21 protein-coding genes and 3 pseudogenes are annotated in these 22540 nt (G+C 70.8%); 13 read left to right on the forward strand and 11 right to left on the reverse strand.

Annotated features, from left to right (window positions below; genetic code table 11):
- Positions 1-328: 328 nt before the first annotated feature.
- From FVA80_RS31000 to FVA80_RS04580, 5 genes and pseudogenes are all read right to left on the reverse strand, one after another.
- A pseudogene (locus tag FVA80_RS31000) lies at positions 329-553 on the reverse strand (Hpt domain-containing protein); the annotation flags it as partial.
- A gap of 13 nt (positions 554-566) precedes the next feature.
- Positions 567-2238: pseudogene (locus FVA80_RS04565) on the reverse strand (methyl-accepting chemotaxis protein).
- Positions 2239-2279: 41 nt separating this feature from the next.
- Positions 2280-2789: a chemotaxis protein CheW gene (locus tag FVA80_RS04570; protein ID WP_147957920.1), complete on the reverse strand. Its 510-nt coding sequence runs from the start codon at positions 2787-2789 to the stop codon at positions 2280-2282.
- A gap of 836 nt (positions 2790-3625) precedes the next feature.
- Positions 3626-4378, reverse strand: a pseudogene (locus FVA80_RS31005) (protein-glutamate O-methyltransferase CheR); the annotation flags it as partial.
- Positions 4379-4385: 7 nt separating this feature from the next.
- A complete protein-coding gene (locus FVA80_RS04580) occupies positions 4386-4880 on the reverse strand; it encodes a chemotaxis protein CheW (RefSeq protein ID WP_147909187.1) in 495 nt (164 codons plus the stop codon).
- A gap of 209 nt (positions 4881-5089) precedes the next feature.
- Between FVA80_RS04580 and FVA80_RS04585 the strand changes: the two genes are divergently transcribed.
- From FVA80_RS04585 to FVA80_RS04615, 7 genes are all read left to right on the forward strand, one after another.
- Positions 5090-5338 carry a hypothetical protein gene (locus tag FVA80_RS04585; RefSeq protein ID WP_147857686.1) on the forward strand — a complete coding sequence of 83 codons (249 nt, stop codon included), beginning with the start codon at positions 5090-5092 and terminating at the stop codon, positions 5336-5338.
- A gap of 316 nt (positions 5339-5654) precedes the next feature.
- The gene (locus FVA80_RS04590; protein WP_147909188.1) at positions 5655-6476 is read left to right on the forward strand and encodes a DeoR family transcriptional regulator; all 822 of its coding nucleotides are present in this window, start codon (positions 5655-5657) and stop codon (positions 6474-6476) included.
- A gap of 85 nt (positions 6477-6561) precedes the next feature.
- Positions 6562-8094: a glycerol-3-phosphate dehydrogenase gene (gene glpD / locus FVA80_RS04595; protein WP_147909189.1), complete on the forward strand. Its 1533-nt coding sequence runs from the start codon at positions 6562-6564 to the stop codon at positions 8092-8094.
- A gap of 56 nt (positions 8095-8150) precedes the next feature.
- The gene (gene glpK / locus FVA80_RS04600) at positions 8151-9656 is read left to right on the forward strand and encodes a glycerol kinase GlpK (RefSeq protein ID WP_147909190.1); all 1506 of its coding nucleotides are present in this window, start codon (positions 8151-8153) and stop codon (positions 9654-9656) included.
- A 217-nt stretch (positions 9657-9873) separates the two neighbouring features.
- Positions 9874-10605, forward strand: a complete 732-nt coding sequence (locus FVA80_RS04605) for an MIP/aquaporin family protein (protein ID WP_147909191.1) — start codon at positions 9874-9876, stop codon at positions 10603-10605.
- Between the two features lie 128 nt (positions 10606-10733).
- Positions 10734-11729, forward strand: a complete 996-nt coding sequence (lipA, locus tag FVA80_RS04610) for a lipoyl synthase (protein ID WP_147909192.1) — start codon at positions 10734-10736, stop codon at positions 11727-11729.
- Positions 11730-11745: 16 nt separating this feature from the next.
- Entirely contained in the window at positions 11746-12216 is a 471-nt protein-coding gene (locus FVA80_RS04615; RefSeq protein ID WP_147909193.1) for a type II toxin-antitoxin system RatA family toxin, read from the forward strand.
- Between the two features lie 5 nt (positions 12217-12221).
- Here FVA80_RS04615 and FVA80_RS04620 read toward each other — a convergent pair whose 3' ends face one another.
- Both FVA80_RS04620 and FVA80_RS04625 read right to left on the reverse strand, forming a co-directional pair.
- Positions 12222-13439, reverse strand: a complete 1218-nt coding sequence (locus tag FVA80_RS04620; protein ID WP_147909194.1) for an FAD-dependent oxidoreductase — start codon at positions 13437-13439, stop codon at positions 12222-12224.
- 20 nt (positions 13440-13459) lie between these two features.
- Positions 13460-13957 carry a CinA family protein gene (locus FVA80_RS04625; RefSeq protein WP_147909195.1) on the reverse strand — a complete coding sequence of 166 codons (498 nt, stop codon included), beginning with the start codon at positions 13955-13957 and terminating at the stop codon, positions 13460-13462.
- 101 nt (positions 13958-14058) lie between these two features.
- On the opposite strand from FVA80_RS04625, the gene FVA80_RS04630 reads away from it, so the two are divergent.
- Complete coding sequence (locus tag FVA80_RS04630; RefSeq protein ID WP_147909196.1) at positions 14059-14457, forward strand: MAPEG family protein; 399 nt, start codon at positions 14059-14061, stop codon at positions 14455-14457.
- Between the two features lie 254 nt (positions 14458-14711).
- Here FVA80_RS04630 and FVA80_RS04635 read toward each other — a convergent pair whose 3' ends face one another.
- The gene (locus tag FVA80_RS04635; protein WP_147957782.1) at positions 14712-16043 is read right to left on the reverse strand and encodes a bifunctional 2-C-methyl-D-erythritol 4-phosphate cytidylyltransferase/2-C-methyl-D-erythritol 2,4-cyclodiphosphate synthase; all 1332 of its coding nucleotides are present in this window, start codon (positions 16041-16043) and stop codon (positions 14712-14714) included.
- A gap of 171 nt (positions 16044-16214) precedes the next feature.
- On the opposite strand from FVA80_RS04635, the gene dusB reads away from it, so the two are divergent.
- Genes dusB through ntrC form a run of 3 tightly spaced genes read left to right on the forward strand, consistent with a single transcriptional unit; the run spans position 16215 to position 19885 of the window.
- Positions 16215-17237 carry a tRNA dihydrouridine synthase DusB gene (dusB, locus tag FVA80_RS04640; RefSeq protein ID WP_147909198.1) on the forward strand — a complete coding sequence of 341 codons (1023 nt, stop codon included), beginning with the start codon at positions 16215-16217 and terminating at the stop codon, positions 17235-17237.
- A complete protein-coding gene (locus FVA80_RS04645; RefSeq protein WP_147909199.1) occupies positions 17234-18376 on the forward strand; it encodes an ATP-binding protein in 1143 nt (380 codons plus the stop codon). Before dusB ends, FVA80_RS04645 begins: the two co-directional genes overlap by 4 nt.
- Before the next feature lie 48 nt (positions 18377-18424).
- Positions 18425-19885, forward strand: a complete 1461-nt coding sequence (ntrC, locus tag FVA80_RS04650; protein ID WP_147909200.1) for a nitrogen regulation protein NR(I) — start codon at positions 18425-18427, stop codon at positions 19883-19885.
- Positions 19886-19936: 51 nt separating this feature from the next.
- Here ntrC and FVA80_RS04655 read toward each other — a convergent pair whose 3' ends face one another.
- A complete protein-coding gene (locus FVA80_RS04655) occupies positions 19937-20239 on the reverse strand; it encodes a hypothetical protein (protein ID WP_246692262.1) in 303 nt (100 codons plus the stop codon).
- Between the two features lie 74 nt (positions 20240-20313).
- On the opposite strand from FVA80_RS04655, the gene FVA80_RS04660 reads away from it, so the two are divergent.
- Entirely contained in the window at positions 20314-20487 is a 174-nt protein-coding gene (locus FVA80_RS04660; RefSeq protein WP_187193593.1) for an Rmf/CrpP family protein, read from the forward strand.
- Positions 20488-20516: 29 nt separating this feature from the next.
- Here the strand turns inward: FVA80_RS04660 and FVA80_RS04665 are convergent, their stop codons facing one another.
- Both FVA80_RS04665 and FVA80_RS04670 read right to left on the reverse strand, forming a co-directional pair.
- Entirely contained in the window at positions 20517-20876 is a 360-nt protein-coding gene (locus FVA80_RS04665) for a type II toxin-antitoxin system HicB family antitoxin (RefSeq protein WP_147909202.1), read from the reverse strand.
- The gene (locus FVA80_RS04670; protein ID WP_147909203.1) at positions 20873-21139 is read right to left on the reverse strand and encodes a type II toxin-antitoxin system HicA family toxin; all 267 of its coding nucleotides are present in this window, start codon (positions 21137-21139) and stop codon (positions 20873-20875) included. The genes FVA80_RS04665 and FVA80_RS04670 overlap by 4 nt, the downstream gene beginning before the upstream one ends.
- Positions 21140-21303: 164 nt before the next feature.
- Here FVA80_RS04670 and metC point away from each other — a divergent pair, with 164 nt between their 5' ends.
- Entirely contained in the window at positions 21304-22494 is a 1191-nt protein-coding gene (gene metC, locus FVA80_RS04675) for a cystathionine beta-lyase (RefSeq protein ID WP_147909204.1), read from the forward strand.
- Positions 22495-22540: the final 46 nt, after the last annotated feature.

The raw sequence follows: 22540 nt of genomic DNA on the forward strand, positions 1-22540 counted from the left end.
TGGTCAGGTCGTATTGCCCGCCAGGGCCTCCACGGCCTCCCCGGGCACGCGTAGGATCGCGGCGCCGGACCGGCGGGCTCGGGGATGGCGCCGGGCGACCGGAACCGGCGCCGGCGGGCGGGTTCGGCAGCCCGCGCGACCGGTGGCGGTGGCGCAGCAGGCGGGGCTTCCTCGCGGCCTCCCCGGGGAGGCCGAGGCATTGCCCGAGGGCCGATAGGGCGTCGGCCGGCATGTCCGGCCCGGCCCCGTCCTGGAGGCCGGCGACGTAGCTCTCGATCCGGTCGAGGGCCAAGTGGACGGCGTTGGCCGCCTCGCGGTCGACCGGTTGCGCGTTGGTGCGGACCCGCTCGAACAGGGTCTCCAGGCGGTGGGCGACCGCCTCCACGGCCGGGAGATCGACGGCGCGGGCGGCACCCTTGAGGCTGTGAGCGCGGCGGAACACGTCGTTCCAGTCCGGGGTCGCGCTCCCGAGCGCGGCCCGGATCGCCGTGACGTGCTCGCGGTGCTCGACCTCGAAGGCCGCGAGCAGGAGCTGGCGGATATCGGCGGGCAAGGCGGTACCGCCCTCAGTGCCGGTAGCGTTCGGCCAGGGCCATGAGGGCCTGGGCGAGTTCGGTGAGGTTGGCCGAGGCCGCCTCGACCTCGCGGGTGCCGGCCGCCGTCTGCTGGCTGGCCTGGCGGATGTTCTGCAGCGCGCCCATCACCTGCTCGATCCCGAGCTGCTGCTGGTTGGTCGAGGCCACGATCTGCTGGAACGTCTGCACGTTCTCCTCCACCCGCGCCGTGATCTCCTCGATCGTCCGCTGGGTCGTGTCCGAGCGCGTCTTGCCGGCCGCCGCGCGCTTGACCGCCTCCTCGGTGAGCATCACCGACGTGTTGATGCCCCGCTGGATCTCGCCCAGGATCCCCCGGACCTGACCGGTGGCCGCCTTGGCCTGGTCGGCCAGCAGCTTCATCTCGGAGGCCACCACGGCGAAGCTGCGCCGTCTCGCCGGCCGCCGCCGCCTCGATCGCGGCGTTCAGCGCCAGCAGGTGCGTGCGCTCCGGAGATGTCGTTGACCGTCTCGATGATGTCGCCGATCGTCTGGGTCTTCTCCGACAGGCTGACGATGTTGCGCCACCGCCTCGGCCTGCTCGCGGGATCGCGTCCATCGCCTTTGGCGGTGTCGGAGACCGCGCGCAGTATCCCGCGGAGGTCTGGGCCGTGGCCTGGGCGGTGGCGATCACCTCGGTGGCGCGTTTGCCGATCTGGGCGCCGGAATGGGTGATCCGTCCACCGTGGCCGCAGTCTCCTGCATCGGCCGCGAACTGCTCCTCGACCGACGCCGCCTGCTGCTGCGCCGAGGCGCGGATCTCGGCCGCGGCGGCGTTCAGGTCGGCGGTGGCCGCCCGGCTCGTGCGGGCGAGGTCCGACAGGTTGTCCACCATCGCGTTCAGGGTCCGCCCCAGGCGCGCGATCTCGTCGCCGCCGCGCATGTCGAGCCGGCCCGAGAGATCCCCGTCGCCGACCCGCTCCACGAAGCCCATCACGGTCTCCAGCGGGCGCACCACGGCCTGCCGGATCATCCAGGTGACGATGATCGCCAGCAGCACGGCTGCAGTCAGCGTCAGGTAGATCGACAGGCGCGAGCGCTCGTAGACCTCGTGGGCGGCGCGCTGCCCCAGGGCCATGCCGCCGTCGAGCAGGGTGCGCAGGTTCGTGATGCCCCCCAGGAACGGCGCCTGCAGCCGGCTGATCTCGTCGTTGCGCGCCTCGACCCCGGCGACGTCCTGTCGGGCGATGGCGGCGAACTGCGCCTCGCCGACGCTCCGCACCTCCCGGAACGAGCGCTGCACGTCCGCCGCGGCCGTGGCGATGCGGTCCCAGACGGCGTTGCGCTCGGTGGAGATCGACTGGGTCCGGTACTCGCCGGCGAGTTGCATCGTGGCGGCGAGGCCGCTCTCGATCTGGGCGGCGGTCCGGCGCCAGGTCGTCAGGGTATCGTCGGCGCGCGCCGGCCGCCCTTGCGCCTGCGACAGCATCGCAATCACGGCGCTGCGCCGCAGGAGCCCGAGATCCCGGGCCTGGTTGCCGAGGTCGTCGAGCTGGCGCAGCACCGACATATCGCGCCGGACGATGGCGTCGGTGGTGTCGCGCACCGCCCCGATCTGCTCCAGCGCGTAGAAGCCGAGCGCCACGATCACCACGGTGACGGCCACGAAGCCGAGGAGGATGCGTCTTCCGATCGAGAACGTCACGGTCGGGGCTGGCTCCGGTGGAGGGGCGCGCGGACGGGATTTTAGGGCAGTACGCGACGCAAGAGGCGGGGAAGGTCGACGACGACGAAATCCGGTCGGCCGTCGCCGGCCGAGGCGGGGGCATAACCCGAAGCGGCGGCATTGCCCAATCCGGCCGGATCGGCGTCCTCCGCGGTCGAGTCGACAGAGGCGGTGGCGATGCCCAGCACCCGGTCGACCGCCAGAGCGACGGGTTGAGCCTGGCCGCCGCGCAGCACGACGAGATGCCCGCCCCCGCGCTCGCCGTCGGGGGGCGATTCAGGGCGGCCCAGCGCCCGGGCAAGGCCCAGGACGCCGACGATCCGGCCCGACAGCGCGATCAGGCCGAGCAGCGCCGGCACCGCTCCCGGCATCGGCGTGCACGGGCGCATCGGCAGAACGTGCGCTACCGCGGCGAGCGGCAGCCCGTAGCGCTCGGCCCCGCAGGCGCAAACGAGGTGGTCGATGCCGGTCTCCGGCCCGGCAGAGAAGACTCTGCGCTGGGCCAGCGCTGCGGTGCGCTCGGCCACCAGGTCCCGGTCGGACTTGAACGCCCGGTCGGACTTGAGCGCCTGGTCGGACTTGGGGCGCCCGCCGCGATCCGGCGCGCTGGGCTGCGCTCCATCAGGGCTCCTGATGCCGCTGTCAGGGGCCACGCTCCGGCCCGAGCCCGGCGCGGCGGCGGTGGCACCGGCGGCGATCCGCAGGCCGCGGCGCCGTCGCCCCTGAGCAGGAGCGTGTTCGGTCCGAGGGCTTGGCTCAACGCGATGGCGTTGTCGAGGGCGCGGGCCGCCTCGACGGGACGGTCGAGCCCGATCAGCAGCAGCCCGAGATGGTAGTGGGCCATCACGAAGCCCCGGTCGAGGTAGAGCGCTGCCCGCAGCGCGCGCTCGGCTTCGTCGTCCCGGCCGAGGGTGCGGGCGAGCAGGCCCTCGTAGAAGCGTAGGGCCGGATCGGTCGGGTCGTGCGCAAGGGCGCCGCGCAGGACCCGCCAGGCGGCGCCGGTTTCGCCGGCATCGGCGAGCGCACGGATGCGGGCGAGGTCACCGGCCGGCGCGTCCGGGTCGGCGGCCACGATCTCGACAGAGGACCGCTCGGCCACCTCCATTGCGGGCGGGCGCGGCTGCGCCAGGTCGCCACGACGGTCCTCGAGCGCCACCCGCGGTTCCTCGACAGGCCGGGCGGGGCCCGGCTCGGCCGGCGGCGGGACCGGCCAGGGCGCGGGCGGCACCGCGTCGGCAAGGCGGCGGTAGGCCACGGTCCCGGGCAGGCTTACGGGATCGAGGAACCCCGAGAAGGTCGGGTTCGGCTCGGCATGGCCCAGCAGCAGCCAGCCGTCCGGCCGAAGTCTGCGCCCGAGGCCGCGCACCACCGCGGCCACCGTCTCGGCCTCGAAATAGATCAGCACGTTGCGGCACAAGATCAGGTCGTACCCTTCGCCCGGCGGGGTCTTGGGCTCGATGAGGCTTAACAAGTTGCCCCGCTCGAACCGCACCAGCGCGCGGAATTCCGGCCGCAGGGCGTAACCGCCCTCGCGGCGGATCCCGGGGGCGGGGGGCAGGCGCGTGAAGTAGCGCAGCCGGTCCTCCGGCGGCATGGTGCGAAGCGCCCAGCGCCCGTACTCGGCGGCCCGGGCGGTGGCCAGCGCCTCGACGCTGATATCGGTGCCGAGGATCGCGATCCGCCAGTCGGGCAGGGCGTCGCCCAGGGCCTCGCGGACCAAGATCGCCAGGGAATAGGGCTCGGCGCCGGTCGAGCAGCCGGCGCTCCAGATCCGGAGGGTGCGGTCGAGGCTGTGAGCCGCGATCAGCGCGGGCAGGATCGTCTGGCGCAGGGCCTGGAACTGCTCCGCGTACCGGAAGAAGAAGGTCTCGCCAACGGTGATCTCGGCCTCCAGGCAGGCCCATTCCGCCTCGCCCCGGGACCGGTCGGCCAGCAAGACGCTGTAGGCGGCGCAGTCGGCGACGGCGGTGGCCCGGAAGCGCCGGCGCAGGCGCTCGATCAGGAGTTCGTCCTTGTCGATATAATAATGGTGGCCCGTGCGGGCGATGATGCGTGCCTTCAGGGCAGCATAGGCGGGGTCGTCGCCCGGATGGGGGCGGGGCGGAACTTGGCGCGCCATCGTGGGATCACGCGGACGGCGGCAAAGCGGCGAGACGCTCGGCGGCGGCCCGGGTCAGCGCCGCGATCCGGGCCCGTTCCTGCGCGGTCAGCAACCCCTCGGGCGCCAGGGCGTGTACCAGGCTGTCGCCGATCACGAGTTCGGCGGCCACGCAGCCGTTGAGCGTCCCGGCCTCCTCGGCCGGCCGGATCGCGGAATCCGGGACGACCACGAGGTCGGCGGCGCGATCGACGAGGTACGCGACCGCGTCGTCGCGGGTCAGTACGAGATGCGCGTAGAGGCTCGGAGCCGTCGCGGCCTGGCGCAGGCCGAGCAGCGGGGCCAGATCGATCACCGGAATCGGCGCGCCGCCGAGGTTGAGGAAGCCGGCGAGCCAGCCGCCCGTGGCGGGGGGATTGTGCAGGGCCGGCAGGGGCAGGATCTCGGACACCGCCGCGCGCGGCAGGGCGCAGGGCGTGCCGGCGACATCCAGGAGCAGATAGGCCGAACCGCTGCTGGCCAAAGCCGCCCCCTCCCGAACGCATCCCGGGCGCGGTCGCGCCGGGACAGGTCGCGAAATAGGCCCTCGGACCCCGCCAAGCAATCATTCGTCTCCGAAACGCGGGATCGGGGAACCAAGTCTCCTCTGGGCCGCTTATTTTCCGACGCAGCGGCACCACCCAGACGACGGACGGCGCCTCGCCTGCGACAGTCTACGCCCAGGGATTGATCATGAGGAAACTTCTGTTGGCCGCCGCGTCGCTGACGCTGCTCGCGGGCTCCGCCTACGCCCAGGGCAACTCGCCCTACAACTCCTCCGGCGCCCAGGCGGGCGGTCCCCGCGGCGGCATGGAGCGCGCTGGCGAAGCCGCCGCCATGGAGCGCGGTGCAGCCCCGGTCGAGCGTCCGATGATGCGCAAGCGCATGAAGCACAAGCGCATGATGAAGCATCACCGCCGGATGCGTCACCACCAGATGTGATCTGCCGGGACGCAGCACGGCGGCATCACCCGGACGATCAGGCCTGTCGCACCCGCGACAGGCCTTTTTTGCGGGCTTTTGGCCGCAGGCCCGCGGGATCGGTACGGCGAATACGAGCGGAGCCGCGCACAGCGCGACCCTCCCACGGGGCAGGCGTAGCCTCCGGCAGGTCTGTGAATCTATCGGTTCACAGCACCGAAGCGGTTGCCCAGCCACGCCCGCCGGTTCACTCTCCTGCGAAAGCCGCTGCACGCACACAATGTTCGCAAACGAACATCCGCGTCTTCGAGCGGATCGGGGAACGCCAGGAGTCTCGATGTCACGACCGCTCGACCGGAGATCCGAGGACAGGGTCGAGGTGTCCGGCGTCGAGGGGCGGCGCAGCGCCATCGTGGCATCCGTGCGTCAGCGGGGCTTCGTCACCATCGAGGCGCTCGCCGCGCAATTCGGCGTCACCGTCCAGACGATCCGGCGCGACCTCAACGAGCTGAGCGCGGAAGGGCGGCTGGAGCGCTACCGGGGCGGGGGCGGGCTGCCGTCGAGCGTCGAGAACATCGATTACGCCGACCGACGGGTGACCCTGCTCCCCGAGAAGACCCGGATCGGCCGGTTGGCCGCCAGCCGGATCCCGTCCCACTGCTCGGTCTTCGTCAACATCGGCACGACCCCCGAGGCCGTGGCCCGGGAATTGACCCGGCACGACGACCTCAGCGTCATCACCAACAACCTCAACGTCGCGCTGTCGCTGGCCGAGGCCACGGAATTCCACATCGTCGTGGCCGGCGGCACCGTGCGCAACCGCGACGGCGCGGTGCTGGGCCAGCTCACCTGCGACACGCTCAGCCAGTTCCGAGTCGACGTGGCGGTGATCGGCATCAGCGGGATCGATGCCGACGGCGCGCTGCTCGACTACGATTACGAGGAGGTGCGGGCGACGCAGACCATCCTGGCCCATGCCCGCAAGACCTTCCTGGTGGCGGACCATACCAAGTTCACCCGGAGGCCGATGGTGCAGGTCGGTCGCCTGGATCAGGTCGACACGTTCTTCACCGACCGGATGCCGCCCCCGGAAATCGTCGCGATGATCGAGCGCCAGGGCGTGACCCTGGCGGTGGCGGACAGCGCGGACGAACCGTAACGAACTTCGTTTTTTTCGCTTGCGAAAATGTTCGGGCGGCTCAATATGTCCTCAACCTGCCATCGAGGGCAGGAGAGGAGGAACAATGCCGGCTGCACAGCGCCAGCGCGAGCCGTCCGACGCCTACGATCTCCTGGTCATCGGCGGCGGCATCAACGGCACCGGGATCGCACGCGACGCGGCGGGCCGCGGCCTGTCGGTCCTGCTGGCCGAGCGCGGGGATCTGGCCGGCTTCACCTCCTCGTCCTCGACGAAGCTGATCCACGGCGGCCTGCGCTACCTCGAATATTACGAGTTCCGTCTGGTGCGGGAGGCCTTGGCCGAGCGCGAGCGGCTGCTGCGGCAGGCGCCCCACGTGATCTGGCCGCTGCGCTTCGTGCTGCCCCACGACGAGGGCCTGCGCCCGGCCTGGATGCTGCGCCTCGGCCTGTTCCTGTACGACCATCTCGCGCGGCTGCGGACCCTGCCGGGCTCCAAGTCCGTGCACCTGCGCAGCTCGCCCTACGGCGCGCCGCTGCAGAAGCGCCTGACCCGTGGCTTCGTCTATTCCGACTGCTGGGTGGAGGACAGCCGCCTGGTCGTGCTCAACGCCATGGATGCCCGCGAGCGCGGCGCCACGGTGCTGACCCGCACCGGCGTCGTCTCGGCCCGGCGCGATGGCGACGGCTGGGTCGCGACGTTGCGGGACGAGCGCGGCGGCGGCGAGCGGACCGTGCGGGCCAAGGCCGTGGTCAACGCCGCAGGCCCTTGGGTCAGCGCGACCCTGGGCGGCACGCTCGGCATCAACAGCCGCGCGGCGGTCCGTCTGATCAAGGGCAGCCACATCGTGGTGAAGCGCCTGTTCCCGGGCGACCAGGCCTACATCCTGCAGCAGCCCGACAAGCGCATCATCTTCGCGATCCCCTACGAGCGCGACTTCACGCTGATCGGCACCACCGACGTGCCGTATGACGGCGAGCCCGGGCCGGTCTCGATCTCCCGGGACGAGACCGATTACCTCTGCGGCTGCGTCAACCGCTCGTTCGACACGCGCATCACCCCGGCCGACGTGGTCTGGAGCTATTCGGGCGTGCGCCCGCTCTACGACGACGCCGCCGAGAACGCCTCCGCGGTGACCCGCGACTACGTCCTCGACGTGGAGGACCAGGGCGGCAAGGCGGCCGTGCTGTCGGTGTTCGGCGGCAAGATCACCACCTACCGGCGCTTGGCCGAGCACGCGATCGAGAAGCTCAAGCCGTTCTTACCCGGCCTCAAGCCGGCCTGGACCGGCGATGCGGTGCTGCCCGGCGGCGCCATGCCAGACGCGGATTTCGACACGTTCCTCGCCAAGCTCCAGGCGGAAAAACCGTTCCTGCCCGCCGAGACCGCGCGGCGCCTCGCTCGCGCCTACGGAACCAAGGCGCGCGAGATCGTGGGGACCGCGCAATCCATGGCCGATCTCGGCGAAGTCTTCGATGGCGGCCTCACGGCGGCCGAGGTCGATTACCTGCGGGTCGCGGAATGGGCGGTCACCGCCGAGGACATCCTCTGGCGCCGCTCGAAGCTCGGCCTGCGCACCGGCCCGGAAAGCGCCGCACGCCTCGCCGCCTACCTCGACCGCAGGGCCGAGGCCGCATGATCTTGCCGAACCCGATCCGGCGCGAGACCGGTCGGGCATAACACAGGGAGGGAACGATGAGCCGTTACGTCGGGGCCATCGACCAGGGCACCACGAGCAGCCGCTTCATGGTGTTCGATCGCGAGGGCAGCGTGATCGCGCTGGCCCAGGCCGAGCACGCGCAGATCTATCCGGCTCCTGGCCATGTCGAGCACGACGCCGCCGAGATCTGGACCAAGACGCAGGGTGTGATGCGCGAGGCCCTGGACAAGGCCGGCCTCCAGCCCACCGACCTCGCGGCCGTCGGCATTACCAACCAGCGCGAGACCACGCTGATCTGGGACCGGCGCACCGGCAAGCCGCTGCACAACGCCCTGGTCTGGCAGGACACCCGCAACGACCGGCTGGTCTCCGAATTCGCCCGCGACGGCGGCCGCGACCGGTTCCGCGACCTCACCGGCCTGCCCCTGGCGAGCTATTTCTCGGGCCTCAAGCTGCGCTGGCTGCTCGATCATGTCGCGGGCGCCCGCGAGCGGGCCGAGGCCGGCGACGTGCTGTTCGGCAACATCGACACCTGGCTGGTCTGGAACCTCACCGGCGGCACCGAGGGCGGGCTGCACGTCACCGACGTGACCAACGCCAGCCGCACGCAGCTGATGTCGCTGAAGACCCTGGAATGGGACGACGGCATGCTGAGCGTCTTCGGCATCCCGAAGGCGATGCTGCCGAGGATCGTCTCGTCGAGCGAGGTCTACGGCGAGACCAAGGCGCCGTTCGCGGGCGTGCCGATCGCCGGCATCCTGGGCGACCAGCAGGCGGCCCTGTTCGGGCAGACCTGCTTCGCACCCGGCGAGGCCAAGAACACCTACGGCACCGGCTGCTTCGCGCTGATGAACACCGGCACCGAGCCGGTCCCGTCCAAGGCCGGCCTGGTCACGACCCTGGCCTACCGCCTCGACGGCCAGAAGCCCGCCTACGCGCTCGAAGGCTCCATCGCGATCACCGGCGCCCTGGTGCAGTGGCTGCGCGACAACCTCCACATGATCAAGGACTCGGCCGAGGTCGAGACGCTCGCAACCACCGTCGAGGACAACGGCGGCGTCTACTTCGTGCCGGCCTTCTCGGGCCTCTACGCGCCGCACTGGAACGAGGGCGCGCGCGGGCTGATCATCGGCCTGACCCGCTACGTCAACCGCGGCCACATCGCCCGCTCGGTTCTGGAAGCGACGGCCTTCCAGACCCACGAGGTGCTGGACGCCATGGCCCGGGATTCCGGCATTCCGGTCAAGGAATTGCGGGCCGATGGCGGGATGGTCGCCAACAACACGCTGATGCAGTTCCAGGCCGACATGCTCGACGTGCCGGTGGTGCGCCCGAAGGTCTCCGAGACCACGGCGCTCGGCGCCGCCTACGCGGCCGGCCTCGCGGTCGGCTACTGGAAGGGCCTCGACGACCTTAAGCGCAACTGGGGCGTCGACAAGCGCTGGACCCCGAAGATGGATGCCGGCCAGCGCGAGAAGATCGCCGCCGCCTGGGGCCGCGCGGTCAAGCGCTCCTTCGACTGGAAGCTCGACGAGGATTGAGCGGGCCGGTCCCGCGGCTCGAGAGAGCGCGGGACCTTCGGCAGGGGTTCGGGGGCGGAGCCCCCCAGGATGGCCGGGCGTAACCCCGCGCACGCGAAAAGGCCCGGGCCCTTTGAGACCCGCAAGTTCCGACCTCCAGCCAACGCCCGAGGTCGGCGACGGAAGAACCTCAAAAAAAGACTTTCGTAACAAGACGATCTTTGGGGGAGACCAGACCATGACGTCGCCATTCCTGGGTGAATTCCTCGGCACGATGACCCTGATCGTGCTCGGAGACGGCGTCGTCGCCGGCGCCCTGCTCAAGGGATCCAAGGCCGAGAACGCGGGCTGGATCGCGATCACCGCCGGCTGGGCCTTCGCGGTGCTCGCCGGGATCTTCGTCGCCACCGCCACCGGCAGCCCGGACGCGCACCTCAACCCGGCCGTGACCGTGGCGGGCGCCGTCAGCTCCGGGGATGTCTCGAAGCTCGCCGTCTACATCCCGGCCCAGATGCTCGGCGCCTTCGCGGGGGCGGCGATCGTCTGGCTGCACTACCTGCCGCACTGGGCGGCAACCCCCGAGCAGGACCTGAAGCTCGCCTGCTTCTGCACCGGGCCGGCGATCCGGGACGCCAAGGCCAACTGGACGTCGGAGATCATCGCGACCTTCTTCCTGATCCTGACCATCTCGGCGCTGGTGACCAACACGCTGGGCGCCTCCGGGGCGATCCCGCGCGGGGTCGCGCCCTACATGGTCGGTATGCTGGTCTGGGGCGTCGGCCTCTCGCTCGGCGGCACCACCGGCTACGCCATCAACCCCGCTCGCGACCTCGGGCCGCGCATCGCCCACGCAATACTGCCGATCGCCGGAAAGGGCGCGTCCGACTGGGGCTACGCGCTGGTTCCGGTGGGCGGCCCGGTGATCGGGGCGGCACTGGCCGGCCTGCTCGTGCGGGTGCTCGGGATCTGACGGAAACGCGGCATCCTCAACCACCGCATGGCGTCCCGGCGTCGCGGTGGTTTGCGGCGCGGGGCCGGGCGCCTTAAGTCAGTCTCTACTGACCGACCGCGCCCCCGGGCGCTTCCCCGCGGTGTGGCATGGCCATCGTCCTCGACATCCTGAAGAACGATCCGCGCGCCGCGCGCCTGCGCCATCCCGAGAAGGCGCACCGGCCGGACCAGCCCGTCCAGGCGAAGAAGCCGGACTGGATCCGGGTCAAGGCGCCGGGCTCCAAGGCCTGGACCGAGACCCAGAAGATCGTGCGCGAGCACGGCCTCGTCACGGTCTGCGAGGAGGCCGGCTGCCCGAATATCGGCGAGTGCTGGGAGAAGCGGCACGCCACCTTCATGATCATGGGCGACACCTGCACGCGGGCCTGCGCCTTCTGCAACGTCCGCACCGGCCTGCCAGACGCGCTGGATCAGCACGAGCCCGAGAAAATCGCCGACTCGGTGGCCAAGCTCGGCCTGCACCACGTCGTGATCACCTCGGTGGACCGGGACGACCTGAAGGACGGCGGCGCGCAGCATTTCGCTCGGACCATCGCGGCGATCCGTCGTGCGAGCCCCGGTACCACGGTGGAGATCCTCACCCCGGACTTCCTGCGCAAGGACGGGGCCCTGGAGGTCGTGGTCGCGGCCAAGCCCGACGTGTTCAACCACAACTTGGAGACAGTCCCGGCAAAGTACCTGACGGTGCGGCCGGGCGCCCGCTACTTCCACTCGGTGCGCCTGCTGCAGCGGGTGAAGGAGCTCGACCCGACGATCTTCACCAAGTCCGGCATCATGGTCGGCCTGGGCGAGGAGCGCAACGAAGTGCTCCAGCTGATGGACGACCTGCGCTCGGCCGAGGTCGACTTCCTGACCGTCGGCCAGTACCTGCAGCCGTCCAAGAAGCATCACGAGGTCGTGCGCTTCGTACCGCCCGACGAGTTCAAGACCTACGAGACCACCGCCTACGCCAAGGGCTTCCTGCTGGTCTCGGCCACGCCGCTGACCCGCTCGTCGCACCATGCGGGCGAGGATTTCGCCAAGCTTCAGGCGGCCCGGCTCGCCAAGCATGCCTCCTCGCACGCCCCCGCCCTCTCGGCCTGAGCACGTCGGAACAGAAATGCCGTCCTTCCGGGTTACCCGCACGGTGCGGCATTCGCCGCAGCAGATGTACGATCTCGTGGCGGACGTGGAGCGCTATCCCGAGTTCCTGCCGCTGTGCGAATCCCTGCGGGTGATCCGCCGTCAGCAGGTCCAGCACCACGACATGCCGGAGGGCGGTGAGGTGCTGATCGCCGAGATGGGCGTGGGCTACAAGGCGATCCGCGAGCGCTTCACTACCCGGGTCAGCCTCGATCCGGCCAACCACAAGATCGTGGCCGAGTACATCGACGGCCCGTTCCGGCACCTTGAGAACCGCTGGTTGTTCAAGGAAGCGCCGAATGGTGGCTGCGCCGTAGATTTCTTCATCACCTACGAGTTCAAGAGCCGGACGCTGGGCCTCCTGATGGGCACGATGTTCGACCGCGCCTTCCGCAAGTTCACCGACGCCTTCGAGGGCCGGGCAAACCGGATGTACGGCACCGCCTGAACGCGTCAGGTCCGGGCCGGCGCGGACACGTGCTCCGGCCGCACGCCCATCCCGATCATCCGGGCGGGCAGGACCTGAAGGATCGGCAGCCTGTCGAGGATCCGCAGGGCGAGCGGAGCCCGGAACGGCGCATCGGCCTTGAGCGTGGTGGCGATCACCCGGGCCTGGATGAACCGCTGTAGCGCCTGCGTCGCCCGGACCGGGAACAACCGCCGGGCCTGGACCCGCGCGAGGTCTGCCTCGGCGACCGGCCCGGACCGCAGGGGCCCGGCCAGGATGTTGGCCGCCGCCACCGCGTCCTGGATCGCGAGATTGATGCCGACCCCACCCACCGGCGACATCGCGTGCGCGGAATCGCCGATGCAGAGCAGGCTGGGGCGGTGCCAGCGCTCCAGCCGGTCGACGGTCACGGTCAGGAGCTTGACCGCGTCCCAGTCGGGAATGGACTCGGTGCGGTCGGCCAGGAACGGTGCCATCTCGGCCACCGCCGCCCGGAAGGCCGGCAGCCCCCTGGCGCGAAGCGTCGTGTCCCCGCCCTTCGGGACCAGGTAGGCGCATTGCCAGATGTCGCCCCGGTCGAGGGTGATCAGGAGACGCCCCGGTGCGAAGCGCCCGGCCGCCGCCTCGGGGTCGCCGTCCCGGCGGGGCAGGCGGAACCACAGCACGTCGATCGGCGCCCCGAAGGCCCGGGGCAGGAAGCCGGCGCGTTCGCGCATCCGCGAATGCCGGCCATCCGCGCAGAGCACGAGGTCGGCCCGGATCTCCACCGGCCCGTCCGGCCCCTCGGCCCGCACGCCCGCGACCCGGCCCTCCGCTTCGACGAGGTCGCGTGCCTCGGTCCGGCGGATCAGCCGGAACCCCGGATAGCGGCCCGCCTCGCCGGCGAGAAAGTCCAAGAAATCCCATTGCGGCATGAAAGACAGGAATCGGTTGCGGGTCGGCAGCCGGCTGAAATCGGCGACCCGGTAGCTCCGGCCGTTCACGACTCCCGAGAAGGACTCGACCCGCCGCTGGGGCAGGGCGCGAAAGCGCTCGCCGAGGCCGAGCTCGTCCATCAGGTCGAGGGTGGAGGGGTGGATCGTGTCGCCGCGGAAGTCGCGCAGGAAATCCGCGTGCTTCTCCAGCACCGTCACGGCGATCCCGGCCCGGGCGAAGAGCAGGCCGGCCATCATCCCGGCCGGGCCGCCGCCGACGATGCAGAGCTGGGTCTTCAGGCTGGCCATCGACCCCTCCCGCCGCTGGATCAGTCCGCCAGCGCTCCCTCGAGCAGGCCGAGCGCGTCCGCGACCGCCGCGCGGCGGATCGCGCCGCGTCCGAGGTCGCCGTAGCGCCGCTCCAGGTGCCGGCGTCCGCCGTCGCGCAGGGCCAACCCGAAATGCACCAGCCCGACCGGCTTCTCGGCGCTGCCGCCGCCTGGACCGGCGATGCCGGTGATCGCCACCGCGACCGAGGCGCGCGAGGCCGACAGCGCCCCGCAGGCCATCGCCCGGGCCACATCCTCGCTGACGGCGCCGTGCCGGCGGATCAAGTCGATCGGCACCCCGATCGCCTCCGCCTTGGCCTCGTTCGAGTAGGTGACGTAGCCGCGCTCGACCACCGCGGAGGAACCCGGCACCGCGGTGAGCAGCCCCGCCACCAGCCCCCCGGTGCACGATTCGGCCGTGACGATCGTGCGCCCGGCCTTGGCGTAGGCCGCGACCAGCGCCTCGGCGCGGTCCAGAAGCTCCGTGTCGTCGATCATCGCACGCGGTTCGCCCTGGGCCGGAGCGCCCTATCTCGTGTTGTGACGCAAGGCCGGCCCTGGCTCAAGGACCGGCTGCCCAGACAGGAAACCCAACACCGATGATCTTCCCCGCGACCACGGCCTTCTACGCCGCGCTGCTCGCCCTCGTGTATCTCGGCTTGTCCGGGTGGGTGATGGGATCCCGCGTCTCCGACAACGTCCTGTTGGGCGACGGCGGCGACGCATCCCTGCTCAAGCGGGTCCGCACCCACGCCAACTTTTCGGAATACGTCCCGCTGGCGCTGATCCTGGTCGCCCTGCTGGAGGCTGGCGGCGGCGGCCACGGTCTGGTCCAGGGCCTGCTGATCGCCCTGCTGGTCGGCCGTATCCTCCACCCGATCGGCATGTTCGCCGCGCCGAACACCCCCCGCCAGTTCGCATGCCGGGGCGGCGGGATCCTGCTGACGATGGCCACGATCGCCATCGCGGCGATCGCGCTCCTGCTCCGGACGGCGTGATTTCCTTTTTTGGAGAGGGTGCCTTCGGCGTGCAACGCGGATGAGGGCGGGGGTCGGTCGGAAACCCTTCGGCCTCTTCCTCTCGCAGCGCTAACGGCTTCGCGCGACGGGCCGAACGGATCCCCTCGTCCCGCTCGCGGGGAGAGGGGAAGCCGCGCCGCAAAAGCAGAGACGTGAACATCGCGGCTGGGCGCAGCAAGACGTAGAACGCGGCGGCCAGAATACGCTTCGGTCCGCCAATGCGAACCAGCCGTTCACCCCTGCCGCATCGCTGTCTCGGCCTCGGCATCGAGCACCGGGCCGTCCTCTTCGGGGAGGCGGATCGTGGCGGCGGCCTGGGCTGCAAGGCCTTCGGCACGGCCGACGAAACCGAGCTTCTCCGTGGTCGTCGCCTTGATCGAAACGGCAGTGAGCGGCACGCCGGCGATCTCGGCGATGCGGGCGCGGATCGCCTCCCGATGCTGGCCGATCCGCGGCGCCTCGGCCAGGACGGTGATGTCGAGGTGGTCGATCCGACCGCCGCGGGCGCGGACGAGGGCACAGGCGTGGGCCAGGAACTGGTCCGAGGAAGCGCCCCGCCAACGCTCGTCGGAGGGCGGGAAATGCGTGCCGATATCGCCGTCCGCGATGGCGCCGAGCAGCGCATCGGTGAGCGCATGCAGCGCCACGTCGCCGTCGGAATGAGCCAGCACGCCGCGATCGGCCGGGATCTTGATGCCGCCCAGCCAGACGTGGTCGCCGGACGTGAAGGCGTGGACGTCGAAGCCGGTGCCGAGGCGGGTGACGTAGGCGGTCATGGCGCGGGCTCCGGGCGCTGGCGTTTCGGTTGAATCGGACGCGAAGGCCCGATCCGCCTCGATCAGGTCGGCGGGCTGGGTGATCTTGCGGTTGGCGATGTCGCCCAGGAACACCACCACCGGCAAGCCCGCCCATTCGGCGAGCGCGCCGTCGTCGGTGAAGCCATCGAGGCCCTGGCCGGCGGCGTCGCGATGCGCGGCGAGCAGGGGGGCGAAGGCGAAGGCTTGGGGGGTCTGGACCGCGCGCAGGTGCTCCCGGGGCGGGGTCTCGATCACGCGGCCGATACCGGGGGCGATCTCGGCGACTCGCTTGACCGTGTCGGTCACCGGCACGCCGGGTACCGCCGCGCCGTGGTCGCGGCCAGCCGCGATCGCCCGGGCGATCAAGGCCGCATCGACGTAGGGGCGGGCGGCGTCGTGGACCAGTACGATCTCCGGCGCAGCACCCGCCGCCAGCGCCTCGAGGCCGGCACGCACCGAGAGCTGGCGCGTGGCCCCGCCCTCGACGGGGGCGCCGATCTTTTCCCGGAGACCGGGGGCGAGTTCGTCCAAGCAACTGAGGAAGAAGTCTGCCGCGTCGGCGGCGATCACCGGCTGGATCCGGTCGATCGTGTCCTGGGCGGCCAGCGCCGCCAGCGTCCGGGTCAGGACGGCCTGGCCGCCGACCCTGCGGTACTGCTTAGGCGTGCCGCCGCCGATGCGGATGCCGCGACCGGCCGCCACGACCACCGCGGCGACGCCGGACCCCGTATCCGCGGGTCCGGTGGCAGGCGTGCCGATGGCGGGCATGGGCGGGAAACTCGTGGGATCCTGGCGCGGAAACGGGGGCGGGCGCGCGGGCCAGCCGTGCTGCCGAACCTCTGCCGGTGAGGGTGCCCGTCGTTTAAGCGGGGGAGGGCCCGAAATCAACGCGCGGTATCCGCTTGCCAGCGGATCGCCCTTGCCTCATTGTTGTGCAGAATGGCGACTGATCATTATTTAAGCGCGCTGCGCCGTGGACGTCCGGGTGGCGGGGAGAAATCCCCCGCCCCGCTCTGCCTGCTCGCGCCCCTGTCCGGGGTCACCGACCTGCACATGCGTCGGATCGCCCGGCGCTGCGGCGCCGACGCGGTGGTGTCCGAAATGGTGGCGGCACGGGAGTTCACCCGCGGCGCCGGCGAGGCGACCCTGCGGGCCGACGGCTCCGGGGTCGACCTGCACGTGGTCCAGTTGGCCGGCTGCGAGGCGGAGCCCATGGCCGAGGCCGCACGCCTCGCGGAGGCCGGTGGCGCCGACGTGATCGACGTCAACATGGGTTGCCCGGCCAAGATCGTCACCGGAATCGCGTCGGGCTCGGCCCTGATGCGCGATCTCGACCATGCCGAACGACTGCTCGCGGCCGTGCGCGGCGCGGTGTCGGTGCCGGTCACCGTCAAAATGCGGCTCGGCTGGGACGACGCGACCCGCAACGCCGTCGATCTGGCGACCCGGGCCGAGCGGCTCGGGCTCAACGCCGTCACGGTCCACGGGCGGACCCGGCAGCAATTCTACAAAGGCGTGGCCGACTGGGCCGCGATCCGCCCCGTGGTCGAGGCGGTGTCGATCCCGGTGATCGCCAACGGCGACGTGGTCGACCTCGCCAGCGCCCGGGCGTGCCTGGCCGCCTCCGGCGCCGCCGGGGTGATGATCGGGCGCGCGGCCCAAGGGCGGCCCTGGCTGGTCGGGCAGGTCGCGGCGGCGCTGGCCGGCCGGCCGACGGATCCGCCGTCTCGGGCCGAGCAGGCCGGGATGGCGGCCGCGCATTACGCCGGGCTGCTGTCGCTCTACGGCCGCCATATGGGCGTGCGCCACGCCCGCAAGCACCTCGCCGCCTATGCCGAGACTGGCGGGGCGCTGGAGCCGGCCGAGCGCGCCGCCCTCCTCACCACCACCGATCCCGAGGTGGCGCTGGCCCTTCTGGCGCGCGCCTTCGGGGCGGCCGAGACCATCCGGGAGGCCGCGTGACCGAGGACGCCTTTCCGCAGGAGCCCGGCGGCCGGCGCGCCACGTCCGGGGAGGCCGTGCTCAACGCCCTGCCGCTGCCGGTCCTGACCATCGGGGGCGACGAGCGGATCCTCCACTGCAACCACGCCGCGGAGGCGTTCTTCGACTATTCCGCGCGCCTGATGCAGCGGCGTCGCCTGCGCGACATCATCCCGTTCGCGTCGCCGATCATCGCGCTCGTGGCCGACGTCCGGCGCCGCCGGGCCAGCGTCAGCGAATACCGGGTCGAGCTGACCCAGCCCCGCCTCGGTCTGGAGCGTAGCGTCGACGTGTTCGCCACGCCGCTCGCCGACGACGACGACGCCGTGGTGATGATGCTTCAGGAGCGCACCATCGCGGACAAGATGAACCGCCAGCTCACCCATCGCGGCGCCGCCCGCTCGATGGTGGCGCTCGGTGCGATGCTGGCCCACGAGATCAAGAACCCGCTCGCCGGCATCCGCGGCGCCGCGCAGCTCCTGGAGGGCACCGGCGCCGAGGAGGACCGGATGCTCACCCGGTTGATCTGCGACGAATCGGACCGGATCGTGCGGATCGTCGAGCGGATGGAGCTGTTCGGTGACGAGCGCCCGGCCGATCGCGGCGCGGTCAACGTCCACGGGGTGCTCGACCAGGTGAAGCGCTCGGCCCAGAGCGGGTTCGCGCGCCATATCCGCTTCGTCGAGACCTACGATCCGTCGCTGCCGCCGGTGCTCGGAAGCCGCGACCAGTTGATCCAGGTGATCCTGAACCTCGTGAAGAACGCCGCCGAGGCGATCGGCCCGGATGCGGTCGAGGGCGAGATCACCCTGTCCACCGCGTTCCGCACCGGCCTGCGCCTGCAGGTGCCGGGCTCGCGCGAGCGGGTCAGCCTGCCGATCGAGGTCGCGATCCGCGACAACGGCCCGGGCATCTCGGCCGACCTGCTGCCGGACCTGTTCGACCCCTTCGTGACCACCAAGTCGCAGGGCTCCGGCCTCGGACTTGCATTGGTCGCCAAGATCGTGGGCGACCACGGCGGCATCGTCGAGTGCGATCCCGCCCCCCGCCGCACGACGTTCCGCATTCTTCTGCCGATGTCGAGCGCCCGCGACGGGCGTGAATCGTCGGTCGACCCTTGAAATCGTCTTGTGTTTCGGCCGCCCGGCCGGACGTCTGAGTAGAGAGTCATGCCGAACGGCCACATCATCGTCGCCGACGACGACGCCGCCATCCGCACGGTGCTGAACCAGGCACTATCCCGGGCGGGCTACGAAGTCCGCTCGACGGGCAATTGCGCAACCCTCTGGCGCTGGGTCGCGCAGGGCGAGGGCGACCTCGTCATCACCGACGTGGTGATGCCCGACGAGAACGTGTTCGACCTGCTGCCCCGCATCAAGCGGGTGCGGCCGGAACTGCCGATCATCGTCATGAGCGCACAGAACACCTTCATGACGGCGATCCGCGCCTCCGAGCGCGGGGCCTACGAGTACCTGCCGAAACCCTTCGACCTGAAGGAGCTGATCGCCATCGTGGGCCGCGCGTTGTCGCGTCCCCGCGGGGCGCCCGCGGCCGGCGCGCCGCCCGACAACGAGGACATCCCGCTGGTCGGGCGCTCGCCCGCCATGCAGGAGATCTACCGGGCGCTCGCCCGGCTGATGCCCACCGACCTCACCGTGATGATCACCGGAGAGTCCGGTACCGGCAAGGAGCTGGTCGCCCGGGCGCTGCACGATTACGGCCGCCGCCGCACCGGCCCGTTCGTGCCGGTCAACATGGCCGCGATCCCGCGCGACCTGATCGAATCCGAGCTGTTCGGCCACGAGAAGGGCGCCTTCACGGGCGCGCTCCAGCGCTCCGCCGGCCGGTTCGAACAGGCCGAGGGCGGCACCCTGTTCCTCGACGAGATCGGCGACATGCCGATGGAGGCCCAGACCCGGCTCCTGCGCGTGCTGCAGCAGGGCGAGTACACCACGGTCGGCGGCCGCGTTCCGATCAAGACCAACGTCCGGATCATCGCGGCGACCAACAAGGACCTGCGGATCTCGATCCAGCAGGGGATCTTCCGCGAGGACCTGTTCTTCCGGCTGAACGTCGTGCCCCTGCGGCTGCCGGCCCTGCGCGAGCGGTCCGAGGACGTACCGGACCTGATCCGGCACTTCTTCGTGCTGGTCGAGCGCGAGGGCCTGACCCGCAAGTCGCTCGACGGCGACGCCATGGAGCGGCTCAAGCGGTACCGCTGGCCCGGCAACGTCCGCGAGTTGGAGAATCTGGTCCGCCGGCTCGCCGCCCTGTACCCGCAGGAGACGATCACCGGCCCGGTGATCGAGGCCGAGCTCGATACCCTGCCGCTCGCCGCCCCGGCCTCCGCCAACGGCAGCGCCCGCAAGGCCAACGGCGAATCAGAGACCCTGTCCAGCGCGGTGGAGCGCCACCTGTCGGACTACTTCTCCGGCTACCGGGACACGCTGCCGCCGCCCGGGCTCTATCACAGGATCCTGCGGGAGATCGAAGGCCCGCTGATCGGCGCGGCGCTCGCTGCCACGCGGGGCAACCAGATCCGCGCGGCGGAACTGCTGGGGGTCAACCGCAACACCCTGCGCAAGAAGGTCCGCGACCTCGACCTGCAGGTTTTCCGCACCGCCCGGTAGGGGGCCGGCGTACGAGCCGCCTGGCGGGACCCCGTGACGGGCCCCGTCCGCTCAGCGGCGCGGCAGGATCGGGTCGCCGCGCATCAGGGCGTTGAGCCGCTCGGTATCGAACCCGTTCGGGATGCTGGGCACGGCCGCCTTGGGCGTCGGCACGGCCTTGACCGGCGCTGGAAGCGACCCGGTGGCCGAGGGCTCGGCTTGGGCGGCGCGCACCACGGCCGGCGGCGCCAGGTGGGCGAGCCGGTCGGCGCTGACGAAGGCGACGATCGCCGTCGAGACCAGCACGAGGACGCCGCCGAAAAGGGAACGCAGGATACGCACGCAGACGACCCGGAACGCGACTGGAGACGGCAACAGATTACCCGCCGGCCCGTTAACGAAGCCCACCCCAAATCGTCGGGATGGGTGCCAATGTTCGGGAGGCGATATTGACCAACGTCCAGGCCACCGCCAGCGACAGCGCGTTCATTCAGGGGCGCAACGCCCGCCTGTACGGCAAGCCGGCAAGCGAATGTCCCTATCCGGACGGCTCGGAAGAGCATGCCGCCTGGATGCAAGCTTACGAGGAGGCGGTGGTCTCCGATCCGCCCGAGACGCCGTGAGCGATGGGGCCGGGTCGGCGTTAGGCGGTTCAGGCCTCCTCGGTCACAGACCGCATGAGGTTTGAGCCCGCCCGACGCAGGACATCTTCGGCCCATTGATTGAGGCTCGTTCCGGCGAGTTCCGCCGCGCGGGCTGCCTGGGCATGGATTTTCGGGTCGATCCGGAGCATCAGCTTGCCGGAATAAGCCTTTTCCGGCTCCTTTCCGATCGCTCGGCACGCCGCGGTGTAGTCGTCCACCGCCTCATGAAACGCGGCCTTCAGCTCGGGCACGGTGTCCGCGTGAAAGCTGATCACATCGTTGATGCCAGCGATTTGGCCGACGAAAAGCTCATCCTCCTCGTCAAACGCGACGCGGGCACGAAAGCCCTGATAGGTCATCGTGTTCACGGCGACTCTCCCGGTGTGACACCGATTTTGATGAGAAACTCGCGTGTGGCGCGCACCTGATAGCGCGCGGCCTCGTTGGCCGGATGCGGCCGATGGAAAGCAGCCACGACGCCTCTGTACGCGAAACGCACCCGTGACCCGGTCCCTTCGATAAGCCGACATCCGACTGCCAGCAGCAAGCTCTCGATGGCGTGCCATTCGATCGAGGCCGGCACCGGATCCTTGTAGATGGCGCGCAAAGTACGCGCATGCCGGCTGTTCATTTCGCGCCCGATCTCGGCGCACGAGATATCACGAACTGATATCGCCCTAGGCTCATGGGGTCAATCTGGAGGTCGTGCGTCCGCCCCTCTAGCGGCGCCACGCTTGACCTCGCCCAAGCCCGCGGGCTTCGTGTGTCGCAGCGCAACGCGATCCCAGAGCCACAATGTCCCTGACGCCCAAGCCCGAATCCAAGGACAAGTACGGGGCTGCGACGCGCCTCGTCCATGCGGGCCGCGATCCGGGCGCGCAGCACGGCTTCGTCAACACGCCGATCTATCGCGGCTCGACCGTGCTCTATCCGACCTACGACGCGATCAAGAACCGGCGCGGGCGCTACAATTACGGCACCTCGGCGACGCCCACGATGGATTCGCTCACCGATGCCTGGACGGAGCTTGCCGGCGCCGCCGGCACCGTGGTGACGCCCTCGGGATTGTCGGCCCTCACCATCGCGTTGATGGCCGCGGTCTCGGCCGGCGACCATCTCCTCGTCACCGATTCCGCCTACCGGCCGACCCGGCAGTTCTGCGACGGCGTCCTGGCCCGGTTCGGCGTCGCGGTCACCTATTACGATCCGACCGTGGGAGCCGGCATCGCGGAGCTGATGCAACCGAACACCAAGGCGGTGCTGGTCGAGGCGCCGGGCTCCCAGAGCTTCGAGATGCAGGACATCCCGGCCATCGCCGAGGTCGCACATGCGCGAGGCGCCTGCGTGATCATGGACAACACCTGGGCGACGCCGCTGCTGTTCCCGCCCCATGAACGCGGGGTCGACATCGCGGTCGAGGCCGGCACCAAGTATCTCAGCGGCGGCTCGGACCTGCTGATCGGCCTGACCTCCGCCAACGCCGCGTATTACCCGGCGGTACGGCGCACCTTCGATCACCTCGCCCCCTGCGCCGGCGCCGAGGACATCTTCCTGGCGCTCCGGGGTATGCGCACCATGGCGCTGCGCCTGCGCGAGCACGGCCGGGCCGGGTTCGAGATGGCCCGGTGGTTCCAGGCGCGGCCGGAGGTGCTGCGGGTGCTGCATCCGGGGCTGCCGGAGGATCCCGGCCACGCGATCTGGAAGCGCGACTTCTCCGGCGCTTCCGGGCTGTTTGGGGTGATCCTCAAGCCCGTGCCCGAGGCGGCGGTCGCCGCGATGCTGGACGGGCTGGAGCTGTTCGGGATGGGCTTCTCGTGGGGCGGCTTCGAGAGCCTGGTGATCCCGTTCGACTGCGCCGGCTACCGGACGGCGACCCAGTGGGCGCCCGGCGGCCCGGCCCTGCGCTTCCATATCGGGCTGGAGGACATCTCCGACCTCCAGGCCGATCTCGACGCCGGCTTCGCGCGCCTGCGGGCCGCGTCCTGACGGTGAACCGTCACCGCGCGCGATGACGGCGGACTGACGGGGCATT

Source organism: Methylobacterium sp. WL1, assembly GCF_008000895.1.
Lineage (GTDB): Bacteria > Pseudomonadota > Alphaproteobacteria > Rhizobiales > Beijerinckiaceae > Methylobacterium.

What these genes read in the sequence shown, in the direction of transcription:
- FVA80_RS04585 (WP_147857686.1), top strand. Translation starts at nt 5,090, where the DNA reads ATGAGGAAACTTCTGTTGGCCGCCGCGTCGCTGACGCTGCTCGCGGGC.
- FVA80_RS04590 (WP_147909188.1), top strand. Translation starts at nt 5,655, where the DNA reads ATGTCACGACCGCTCGACCGGAGATCCGAGGACAGGGTCGAGGTGTCC.
- glpD (WP_147909189.1), top strand. Translation starts at nt 6,562, where the DNA reads ATGCCGGCTGCACAGCGCCAGCGCGAGCCGTCCGACGCCTACGATCTC.
- glpK (WP_147909190.1), top strand. Translation starts at nt 8,151, where the DNA reads ATGAGCCGTTACGTCGGGGCCATCGACCAGGGCACCACGAGCAGCCGC.
- FVA80_RS04605 (WP_147909191.1), top strand. Translation starts at nt 9,874, where the DNA reads ATGACGTCGCCATTCCTGGGTGAATTCCTCGGCACGATGACCCTGATC.
- lipA (WP_147909192.1), top strand. Translation starts at nt 10,734, where the DNA reads ATGGCCATCGTCCTCGACATCCTGAAGAACGATCCGCGCGCCGCGCGC.
- FVA80_RS04615 (WP_147909193.1), top strand. Translation starts at nt 11,746, where the DNA reads ATGCCGTCCTTCCGGGTTACCCGCACGGTGCGGCATTCGCCGCAGCAG.
- FVA80_RS04620 (WP_147909194.1), bottom strand. Translation starts at nt 13,439, where the DNA reads ATGGCCAGCCTGAAGACCCAGCTCTGCATCGTCGGCGGCGGCCCGGCC.
- FVA80_RS04625 (WP_147909195.1), bottom strand. Translation starts at nt 13,957, where the DNA reads ATGATCGACGACACGGAGCTTCTGGACCGCGCCGAGGCGCTGGTCGCG.
- FVA80_RS04630 (WP_147909196.1), top strand. Translation starts at nt 14,059, where the DNA reads ATGATCTTCCCCGCGACCACGGCCTTCTACGCCGCGCTGCTCGCCCTC.
- FVA80_RS04635 (WP_147957782.1), bottom strand. Translation starts at nt 16,043, where the DNA reads ATGCCCGCCATCGGCACGCCTGCCACCGGACCCGCGGATACGGGGTCC.
- dusB (WP_147909198.1), top strand. Translation starts at nt 16,215, where the DNA reads ATGGCGACTGATCATTATTTAAGCGCGCTGCGCCGTGGACGTCCGGGT.
- ntrC (WP_147909200.1), top strand. Translation starts at nt 18,425, where the DNA reads ATGCCGAACGGCCACATCATCGTCGCCGACGACGACGCCGCCATCCGC.
- FVA80_RS04670 (WP_147909203.1), bottom strand. Translation starts at nt 21,139, where the DNA reads ATGAACAGCCGGCATGCGCGTACTTTGCGCGCCATCTACAAGGATCCG.
- metC (WP_147909204.1), top strand. Translation starts at nt 21,304, where the DNA reads ATGTCCCTGACGCCCAAGCCCGAATCCAAGGACAAGTACGGGGCTGCG.